Raw genomic sequence first — 10,536 nt, 5'->3', positions numbered from 1 at the left:
TGACCTCGACCTCGGTGGCGCCGCCGACGCGGATGACGGCCACGCCGCCCGCCAGCTTGGCGAGACGCTCCTGGAGCTTCTCACGGTCGTAGTCCGAGGTGGTCTCCTCGATCTGCGCCTTGATCTGCTGAACCCGGGCTTCAATCGCGTCGGTCGCACCCGCCCCATCGATGATCGTGGTATTCTCCTTCTCGATCCGCACCCGTTTGGCGCGGCGGTGGCGACGGGCTTCAATGCGTGGGGCATCAGCAACGGCACCGCTGCGGGCCTGTCGATCGCCTCTGAAATCTCCACCGGCTCACGTCTGTGGGGCGATCTCTACGACCCGAGCCGGCCGACGCCCGAGGACTTCCACCAGAGTGGCGATACGCAGTCTCTCGTCGACGATGTGGCCCGGATTGCACCGGGCGCAGGCGGGGTGATCACCCGCGGGGACGAGAAGATCGCTGTATGGCGAGATGACAATGGCGATCTGCATGCCCTCTCGGCAAGCTGCACGCACAAGGGCTGCACCGTGACTTGGAACAATGCGGATCGCACTTGGGATTGTCCCTGCCATGGCTCGATGTTCGAGACCGATGGGACCGTGATCCACGGCCCCGCGCGTGAGCCATTGCCGCCGCGCTCAATCTAATGGCGGAATGGGGCGTACAGGCTGAATTCGGAACCATTGGTCCCTGGACCGATTGAGCGATGACAGATAGCGCAGGCTGTGCCAGAGCGCACCGTACCACTGACGCAACCAATCGGGAGAAAGCGATGATGACACCGTTGTTGGGCATTGTCTGTCTCTTGGCGCTGACAGGGCCAGGTCTCGCCCAGTCACCGCAGACGGCTCGGGCCACCTTTGTCGATGCTAAAGGCCAGCAGGTGGGCAGCGCCACCCTGACCCAGACGCCCAATGGTGTCCTGATCAACGTCGATGTCGCAGGGCTTCCGGCCGGTGAGCACGGTTTCCACATTCATGAAACTGGCAAGTGCGAGCCGAACACCCGCTTCGAGTCCGCTGGTGACCACTACAGCCTGCAGGGGCAAAAACACGGCCATCAGTCCGAGGGTGGTCCGCATGCCGGCGACATGCCCAACCAGTTCGTCGGCCAAGATGGTAAGCTGCGCGCCCACGTGATCAATCCCAACGTGACCCTGGGCACCGGTGAGGGCAGCCTGTTCGATCAGGACGGATCAGCCATTCTCATCCATGCCAAAGCGGATGACTACCGCTCGCAGCCCTCTGGCGAAGCCGGTGACCGTCTCGCCTGTGCCGTGGTGGCAAAGTAGCCCGAACTGTTGAGCACTGACGGGTGCCATGGAGATACATGCTTGAACCCGACAGCAGCACTCTCGGCGGGTATTCCTCAGTGAGCGTTCATAGTGCTTGTCACAGGTCCATGCAGAAACAGTGGAGCTTTACAAGATGCCGATTCCTCTGCCGAACCAACCCTATCCTGAACCAACTCCGGCAGATCCCAATCCGGCTCCTGTCAGCCCACCCACTCCTCCTGAGGCACCGCAGCCTGAGCTCATCGGACTGCCGCCGACCACACCACAGGAGATCCCCGTCACGCCAACGACGCCATAACCTACAGCGTGGCGAGCACTTTTTGCCCGTATCAGCTCATCTACTTAGCGACCATCGTGATCCTTGCTCGGGACGAATGCATCGCGGCAGTAACGCAAGACAGAGCAGCCCCACCCTACTCGCGTCGGGCGGGGCTTTCCATCAGAACCTTGGCAGTGGATTGCCGGGCTTGCCGGGCAGGTAATCCGGCTCCGAGCCTGGTCCTGCCGGATCTCCAATCCCGGGACCATTGACGGGGTATGGTGTTCTGGGGCCGGTCGGTCCCTGATCCGGCATCTCGTCAGGTTCGGAAGAGAATGGCATCTCACCCGGGATCTGCCCGCCGGGCGTGGGCTCATCACCCGGAGAGCGGGGCTGTCCGGGGCTGCTCAGGACAACTGGGTTCATCATCGATCCTTATAGCGAACATCAGGCTCAAGGCGGCTCCGGTGTGTTTCGTTCCATCCTTGAGCCGCAGGTCATGGCCACAGGCGAGATGCTGGGCCTAGTACGGCGACCGCGTGCTGGCGCCAGGTTAGCCTCTGATGTTCGGATCACGCTATTCGTGCTCGGCTGCCCACAAGTCTGTCAGCCATCGTTGCGAGCTATAAGCACGCCTTCATTGTAAACGCGCTCCTTGATGTGCTGATCAGGCTCGAAGTTTGAGCGATGCTCTTGATTCGATGGCACCTCAATCCTCTGCGGTTCTGGAGAATAGGAGGCACAGTACGCCTGTGCCTCCTTGAGCCGTAACTCAGGTGGTTACTCCAGACTTCCGCCGGCTGGTGCCACCAGTCGTAGCTGCCTGTGTGCTACCACCCTGGGCGCCGCTCAGGCCTGTGCCGGCTGCCCCCGTGGTGCTGCCGATGCCCATGCTGCCTGCGGTGCCGGCAGCCGTGCCCTGGCCTATGCCTTGTTGCTGGACCCGCAGGTTGTTCTGCACGTGGGTGACGCCCGAGACCCGCTCGGCACAGTCTTCGGCCCGGCGCTTGGCCTCGCGGCTGTCGACTGTTCCGGTCAGCGTTACCTCGCAGTTCGAGACACTTACCTCGACCTCGGAGGCATCCACATAGGGATCATCCGTGAGATGGTCGTTCACGTCCTCACGAATGCGATCATCCGAGCGGGTGTAGCCCTTCGGACCACGTCCGCGGTGATGCTGGGCACCTTGGTCACCCTGGCGGGCGTCCTGCTCGCGCCGACGAGCCGCATCATCGTTGCCAAACCAGGAGGCCATCTCGTCCGTGGCTCGGTCCCAGCCGCTGCGTTCGCCGCGGTAGCCCCAAGTGTCCTGGTGAGGGCCGCGCTCTTCGCCCCGATAGCCTTGATTGGCACCATAGAAGCCACGGTTGTAGTCATTGCCGCCATAGCCGCGCTCGTTGTTGCCGCGCCCATAGTCCTGATACGAACTGCCGTACCCTTCAGCGCCGTATCCGCCACCATAGTCGCGGCCGCCGCTCGAACCGGCCCTGTCATCTCCACGATTTCGATCACGGTCATAGCCGGCGCTCCGGTTGCCGAAGCCGCGCTGGGCGATAAAGCCCTCATCCGAACCTTGGTCACGGCCATAGCCGCCGCCACGATACTCGCCACCACGGCCGCCGCGCCGATCACCCTCGCTCCGCCAGCGATCACGATCGTCATCACGGTAGCCGTAGCGTCCTTGGTCATTCCTCCAGCGATCATTGTCTGCCATGAGTCGGCTCCTTCTTGATCAACATGAGAAGGCTGCCGCCGTGGACAGCCTAACCGAAGAACGGAAGGCATATCGATCTGTTCCGAGCGGATCCGGATGGGCTGCATAGTCACTCAGCCCTGAGGAACTTGGGCATGTACTGCCGCTACCCAGCTGAATGCGCCCACCTCGCTGTCTCCTGTGGGCAAACTGAGGCGTTGGGCGTGGCCTTATGAGCTTCAGCTTACCCTATAACTACGGAAGTTCGGCATTCTTCTGCGTGGTGCGTCGGGCGACGTTTGCTGATCAAGTGCTGAAGGCCAGCGGCTCCCTCTGATGGCGAACGCTTGGGGGAGACACAAAGAGGATCCCGTGCAACTCACGGATCATGCGATCGGAGCGTTCACCGTGCAGGTCACACCGGTTGCGGCGAACTCAATCCGAACCTCTCCATCAAGCTCCTGAGCCAGGCTGCGCTCGATCAACCGAGTCCCGAACCCTCTTCGGGTTGGCGCTTGGACAGGCGGCCCTCCACTCTCTTCCCACTGGAGGTGAAGCCGTGCAGGAGGCTTGCCATCACCCTTCCAGGTGATCCTGATCTCACCTGTCGAATTGGACAGGGCACCATACTTCACCGCATTCGTCGCAAGCTCCTGGAGCACCATGGCCAGTGCCAGCGCCATGCGGGGCGGCAGACGAACCTTGGGGCCTTTCAGATGCAGGCGATCCTCGCCGCGACTGCTGTAGGGCTCTAGTGCCTGGGCTGCGATCTCGCGCAGTTCCGCCCCCTCCCAGTTCTCCCGGGTCAGCACGTCGTGCGCACGGGAGAGCGCCAGGAGGCGTCCCTCAAGAGCATTCTTGGCCTCTTTTGTCGTTGGGGCATTCCGCAGGGTCTGCGTCGCAATGGATTGAACCGTGGCCAAGGTGTTCTTCACTCGATGGTTCAGCTCGTTGACCAGGAGCACTTGATGCTCCTCCCAGCGTTTGCGCTCGGTGACGTCCTGATGGATCCCGACCACCCGTTCGGGGGCACCGGACCTGTCACGATGCACGACCGCTTGGGAGCTAACCCAGCGCTCTCTCTCGTCCTTGGCCAGAACCCGGAACTCCGCCCGATAGAGCACCCTGCCTTCCAAAGCCTCCTGAAATGCTGAAGTGACCCGCCCCCTGTCATCGGGATGAATCACAGCCTGCCATGTCGAAAGGTCCAGAAGTTCGTCGGCTGGAACGCCGAAGATCTCTGCTGAGCGCGGTGACAGCAGGCGGCGTTTGGTGCCAAGGTCCAACTCCCAAGTGCCGAGCCTGCCGGCCTCCAGAGCCAGGCGCAGCCTCTCCTCGCTCTCTCGCAGCCCCTCTTCGGCTCGGTGTCGCTCCTCCAGCTCATGCTGAGCCTCCCGGCTCTTCTCGTCAGCGGCCGAGCGCGCCTTGATCTGGGCCCATAGCACACCGGAAACCAGGAAAGTGGCAATCAGGCCGCCGCCGAAGAAGAGGGGAACAAGCGACCGGGTTGACCTCTGTTCCAATTGCGGGCTGCTGAGGTACGCAATCGTCCATCGGCGCCCAGCGACGTCGAGTGTGCGGGTGTCCGTATAACGGGCAGCCCGTTCGCCTGAACCGTCAGGCAGCGGGCCGGATCGGTGCAGGAGGTTCTGGGAGGAAGGCGGGCCGTCATAGACCCTTAGTTCCAATCCTGGGTTGCGCCCGCCCTGGAAGACGGCGGTGAAGAGATCATCCGCGCGGAAGGGGCTGTAGACGAACCCGGCCAGCCCGTCCTGTCGCTCCGGCGTCGTCAGGGGTGTAGCCCCGCCGCGATACACCGGCACATAGATCAGGAACCCGGCCTGCTTCGTCTCGTCGATCTCCTGGACCAGCTCGACCTTTCCGCTCGCTGCCGGCTGACCCGTGTCCCTTGCCTGCTCCATGGCTGCCCTGCGGATCGGCTCCGAGAACATGTCGTAGCCGATGGCAGCTGCGTTACGACGCTCCTGTGGCTCAAGATAGATGATGGAATGGGACTCCGGGCGAGGATGATCGGGCCAAATCCTGAACGACGGACTGCCCTGCTGGCGCTGCGCCAAGACAAAGGGTTCTCGTTCGTCAGGCTTCACGCGAGCGGTGTACCCGATGCCCTGGATGCCCGGGTAATCCTTCTTCAGGCGCAGCCCGGCTGCGAAGGCCTGAAACGCCTCCCTGTCGATATCGAGATGGTTGGCGTTGAACAGGCCGACACCGGCACGCAGCAGGGTGACGTAAGTGTCGAGACGGTCCCGGATCGCATCCTGGGCCTGATCCACTCTGCGCTCGAAGCTGAGGCGGTCACGGGTGTCAACGAGGTTCAACAGGCTCACCGCCACAAGCACCGATGCCGTCAGCCCACCCAACAGGGTCGCAAGAGGAATGAGCATACGCCAGCGGCGTGGCTGTTTCAGCATTGACGGTCCGAATTGGTCGAAAGCGGTTCGTGAGCGGAAACCGGTCCGCTCCTGCATACAGCATAGGTAATAGGGGGTGGGAGAGACACCAGATATAGACGGACGTCAGAGCTGTGCAAGGTGCACATTCCCGCGGCGAAACTGACCATCGGCGTCAGTGACTACCCTTCATGTCCTCTAGCGGAGCAGTAAGGGTGCAGATCACACCTGAAGGGTCATAGTTGAGGTGCGCCTGGCTGCGCGTATCGCCTCCGAGCCCACGCGTGATCAGCCGCGTGCCGAATCCTTTGCAGGCTGGTGCACCAACTGGTGGTCCCCCGTGCTCGGACCAGCGCAGCGCCAAGCAGGGTTCCTCGTCCTCGGTGATCGTCCAGACCAGATCGACATAACCCTCTGGCACAGAGAGAGCACCGTATTTGATGGCATTCGTGGCGAGTTCATGCACCAACAACGCGAGCGACAAAGCCGAGCCCGAGCTGAGCCGAAGCTTGGGACCACGCAGACGGAAGCGGCCCGTCTCACCGTGGCCGTGCGGCTCGAGGGCCGAGGTCAGGACCGTAGCGATGTCGGCCTCGTCAGCGGTACCGTCGATGAGAACATCCTGTGCCTTGCCCATGGTGACCAGGCGCGCCGCCAGAGTTTCTCGGGCCTCATCCAGGGAGGCGGCGTTGCGCAGGGTCTGCGATGCAATAGCCTGTACCATCGTGAGCACGTTCTTGAGCCGGTGCCCAAGCTCGCGGTGCAGAAGTTGAAGCTGCCACTCCGCCTGTTTCCGCTCGGAGATGTCGAGCATGGCACCGATCATGCGGGTCGCCGTCCCCGTCTCATCCCGCAGCACATACCCGCGGTCGAAGATCGTCGCATAGGTTCCGTCCGCCCGCTGGAAGCGGTACTCCGCCGACCAGTGGGTGCGCTCGCCATCAATTACCGCATGTATGTCCTGCACCACTCGCTCACGGTCATGAGGATGAATGTGCTCCTTCCACCATTTCCCGCACGGGCCCACGTCCTCGGGCGGGTAGCCGAAAAGCGTCTGCACCGCCTCGTTCCACTGGATGTGGTCGGTGGCCAGGTCCCAGTCCCAGATCGCATCGTTGGTGGCACGGGACGCGAGGCGGTAGCGCTCGGCCGTCTCGGCAGCCTGATCTTCCGCCTGCTTGATCTCGGTAATGTCGCGCGAGATCGACAGCAGACGCTCCGGCCGGCCACCCGGCCTCTTGATGGCCGTGACCAGCACGTCCCACCACTTCGGCGTTCCCGCAGCCGTCGGGCAGAAGCCCTGGAAGCGCCCTGTGCCGCCGGCCCTGGCAGTCTCAACAGCCGCACGGGCGTGAGGGGCCGCAGGACCATCCCAGAAGCCGAGCCAGTCGGCACCCTCAAGCCGGCAGAAGTCGCTGACCTCCATCACGCGCTGTCCACCCTCGCTCATGAAGCGGAGAGAGCCGTCGAGGTCGAGCACCTTGACGCAGTCATCCGAGCTTGAGAGCAGGCGCCGGGTGAACTCCTCGCTCGCGGCTAGAGCCTGCTCCACCTGCTTGAGATCGTGAATGTCGGTGCAGGTGCCAAACCAGCGTTCGATCTCACCGCCCTCTGTGCGCATCGGCGCGGCGCGACCGAGCACCCAGCGATACTCGCCCGAGCGGTGGCGCAGGCGGTACTCAATCTCGTAGGGCTCGCCAGTGGCCAGCGAGTGCCGCCACCGGGCCCAGGCGCGCTCCTGGTCGTCCGGGTGGAACATGGCGTTCCATTCTACGCCGTCTGTCGAGCCCTCCGGCATTCCGGTGAAGGTGTACCAGCGCTGATTGTAGTAGTCGTGGTAGCCGTCAGGGCGGGTGGACCACACCATCTGCGGCATGGCGTCGGCGAGGACGCGGAAGCGCCGCTCCGAGGCGGCGAGTTCCGCCTCGCGCTGTTTCAGAGCAATCTCTGTCTCCTTCTGCTGGGTGACGTCGACCACAACGCCAGCCAGAGCGACAACCGTGCCGTCTTGATCCAAAAGGGCCTCACCACGCGCCAGAATCCAGCGGATTGCGCCAGAGGGAAGAACAACCCGATATTCCTGCCCGTAGGGTCCGCCGCTCTTGATGGCACTCTGATGCACCGCCCTGACCCGTAGGCGATCCTTGGGATGGATGCGGGCGGTCACGGCCTCGTAGGTCAGCGGCTCGTCGGCTGAGAGACCGTAGAGCTGTCCCAGCCCGGGATAGGCGATCAGCTTGTTTGTGGCGAGTTCCCACTCGTAAGGATGGGCGCCGCCAAGCTCTTGGGAGCGGCGCAGGCGCGCTTCTGTGGCGGCCAGAGCGGCCTCGGCCTGACGCAGACGGAGCATGCGACGCTCGTCGGCAGACGGCGCTTCCTTAGTCGATGGTGTCACGGTTCCCTGCTTCAGCCCTGAGGTGCTGATCTTACCCACACGATGAAAGAGCTGTCCGCCTTAGACCCTATTCTGTCGCAGCTTAGCGGAGCCGGCGCACCAAGATTTCGATCTTTGGAGGTAAGGAATGAGATCGCATCAGCGCAATGTGTTCTGGCCATGGGCGAAGCAATGACCCGTTCACATCCCTAGCGGCCGTATAGGCCAATCATTATGGCTTTTTGAGGCAAGCTGCGCTGTTGACAGCCTCTGGCGGGAGCGCTCGAGCTCGCCTGCTGCTCGATACTCTCCAGACAAAGCCTATGGTCCGAAATGGGTCAGAATTTCACATTCCAGATGCTCGGCGAGCGTCAACTCTTGAGAGCTGAAGCGGACCAAGCGGTTACCTCGCAGGAGTGCCAGGACCCGAACTTGCGGACGTCATGTTGTGCGGCAACAGGAGGTCTGAGCAGGACGGACCTGAACGGATGCCCAGGCGGTGTCCTCAACCCATTCACTTCGTCGGAGCTGACAATGGAAGCGTGGCAGCAAGGCTTGGCTTCATCCAAGCTGCCGGCAACAAGACGCCCCTTGTGCAGATAAACATCGCCAGCCGGTATCGAGGTCAAAGACTCCGAAGAGGTGCATGGGTTATCTCCTTCCAGTTGTCTGGATCTCCGTCCGCAAAGTCATAAGCGCGAGAACCTCGTTGGCGGTAGAGGCTTCCTCATAGAATTGTGAGGGCATTTCCATGTCTGATATCCCCTATCCTGACACACCGCAGCCAAATATTCCCGTGCCCTCACCAAGACCGGATATACCCAATCCGCCACAGCCTGATATCCCGGCGCCAGATCCAGAGCCAGGGCTGCGACCGTCCGAGCCTCGAGGAGATGATATTCCGAAGGCGGGTTAGCGTAACCTCATCTCCGCCCGTGTACTGAACGGGCCGGGTGTGGTGGAGCGGTTCCTGCAGGAGAAATGGCAAGAGGCGTTTTGCACCCGGACTACGTGGCGTCGCGTGGATCATTGGTCTGACCACCGACTTCTCCGTCGTCAAACCGAATGATGCTGATCCGACCATCTCCCTCAATGAATGCTTTCTTGACCTGGCTCTGATCCTTAACCCCCTGCTGACGCAATTGGCTCAGCAGTTCTTCAGTTGTAATCATCTCCTGCCGCATGTTGCGGCGCAGGAACTGTCCATCTTTGATGAGTTGGAGAGGCGGAGGACGGGTGAACCTCTGGATCAGCGGGAAGTGATAGCCCAGCCAATCGAGGGCGAAGTTCCAGAACACGATGGTGAGGACAAGAAGTGTCCCCTCCGTGATGGACTTGTACTCGTTTGCCATCGCGTTCTGAGCAGCATCGGCGATGAGAACGATGACGAGCAGATCCGCAATGCCAATCACACCTGATTGCCGCTTCATGAAGAAGCGCAGGATCGAGAACAGCACGATGTACATCAGCGTGCCACGGACAAATATCTCGATCAGGGAGTGTTCAGGGACGAGCATTTCCTGCCAATCAATTGACATGTCGCTACCTGCGTTTCTCGGATGGGAGCTGGAGGGAGAGACCCTTGAGCTATGGGAACGCAACCAACGCCAACGGTTTCCCTAAGGACAGCTTGATGATGGAGTGCAATATGCCCGATCCTCAACAGCCGGATACCCCTTCCCCGCCACAGCCGGACGTACCAGCACCTAGTCCTGAGCCTGTTCTGCCGCCTGCCGGGCCTCCTGGCCTTCCTGGGAACGAGGAACCTGGTGGCATCCCGCCATCCACGCCTCCTGAAGTGCCAAGCCCTAGAGAGCCTTTAGGGGTTCCTCCGAGCACACCTCGGGAGATCCCAAACAGAACGCCGTCGTTTCCTCAGCCACGGTCTGGAGCGTAACCTCATCCACGGCAGCGGAGGGTGGGGTGGGGTGAAGCAGCGTCGGGGGTAAATCTCCCCTTAACCCCTTCTCGACGGCTCGGGCTTATGCGCTGCCTTCCATGATTGCCAGAAAGTACGGGTGCGTTAGCAACACCAAGACACTTCCGGTAATCGCGGTCACACAGGTCACACCAATCATAAAATCCGTGTCACTGGCTAAATCATTGAAATATAAGACCGTCACACCAGTCACACCTCAAGAACAGCCGAGGCGAGGCAAGTGCAGAAAGCTGGCATCACAGATCGTGGGCCCCTGCCGACGCTTAACCTGCGCTATGGCTCTGTGCGCCTCGGGCGCTCGCTTGAGGGCCGTCAGATCCCATTCAGGTTCTCACCTTAGTCTCTACCTGTCGCAGCATGATCTGGGTTCAAACACCGGGAACGGATCAATCTACGGAGGAATGCATGCATCTCATCAGGATTGCAGCTATGGCCGGAGCAATCGGGGCCGCAGCCTTCTTGTCTCAAGGCAGCGCAACGGCCTCGCCCCTCGTGTCAGGCACAATGGCGTCTGCGAAAACCGGCGATAGTCTTGTCAGCAAAGCCTGGCACTATGGCCGCCCTCACTACCGCCCCCGC

6 protein-coding genes and 2 pseudogenes are annotated in these 10,536 nt (G+C 61.7%); 2 read left to right on the top strand and 6 right to left on the bottom strand.

Features of this window, described 5'->3' with window-relative positions; translation table 11 throughout:
• Nucleotides 1–214, bottom strand: a pseudogene (gene groEL / locus ACFOYU_RS15750) (chaperonin GroEL); the annotation flags it as partial.
• On the opposite strand from groEL, the pseudogene ACFOYU_RS15745 reads away from it, so the two are divergent.
• A pseudogene (locus ACFOYU_RS15745) lies at nt 209–634 on the top strand (Rieske 2Fe-2S domain-containing protein); the annotation flags it as partial. The pseudogenes groEL and ACFOYU_RS15745 overlap by 6 nt on opposite strands.
• A gap of 128 nt (nt 635–762) precedes the next feature.
• Complete coding sequence (locus tag ACFOYU_RS15740; protein WP_377034318.1) at nt 763–1,278, top strand: superoxide dismutase family protein; 516 nt, start codon at nt 763–765, stop codon at nt 1,276–1,278.
• Nucleotides 1,279–1,720: 442 nt separating this feature from the next.
• Here the strand turns inward: ACFOYU_RS15740 and ACFOYU_RS15735 are convergent, their stop codons facing one another.
• From ACFOYU_RS15735 to ACFOYU_RS15715, 5 genes are all read right to left on the bottom strand, one after another.
• Nucleotides 1,721–1,966: a hypothetical protein gene (locus ACFOYU_RS15735; RefSeq protein WP_377034317.1), complete on the bottom strand. Its 246-nt coding sequence runs from the start codon at nt 1,964–1,966 to the stop codon at nt 1,721–1,723.
• Nucleotides 1,967–2,312: 346 nt separating this feature from the next.
• Entirely contained in the window at nt 2,313–3,254 is a 942-nt protein-coding gene (locus tag ACFOYU_RS15730; RefSeq protein ID WP_377034316.1) for a BON domain-containing protein, read from the bottom strand.
• Between the two features lie 365 nt (nt 3,255–3,619).
• On the bottom strand, nt 3,620–5,665 hold the full coding sequence (locus ACFOYU_RS15725; protein WP_377034315.1) for a CHASE domain-containing protein: 2,046 nt from the start codon (nt 5,663–5,665) through the stop codon (nt 3,620–3,622).
• 154 nt (nt 5,666–5,819) lie between these two features.
• On the bottom strand, nt 5,820–7,994 hold the full coding sequence (locus tag ACFOYU_RS15720) for a PAS domain-containing protein (protein ID WP_377034314.1): 2,175 nt from the start codon (nt 7,992–7,994) through the stop codon (nt 5,820–5,822).
• 1,031 nt (nt 7,995–9,025) lie between these two features.
• Nucleotides 9,026–9,556, bottom strand: coding sequence for a DUF421 domain-containing protein (locus tag ACFOYU_RS15715; protein ID WP_377034313.1), 531 nt, complete (start codon nt 9,554–9,556; stop codon nt 9,026–9,028).
• Nucleotides 9,557–10,536 lie beyond the last annotated feature (980 nt).

This window comes from Microvirga sp. GCM10011540 (assembly GCF_042650665.1).
Lineage (GTDB): Bacteria > Pseudomonadota > Alphaproteobacteria > Rhizobiales > Beijerinckiaceae > Microvirga > Microvirga lenta.
The sequence above is the reverse complement of the archived record's forward strand: the minus strand, read 5'-3'. Positions and strand labels throughout refer to the sequence as shown.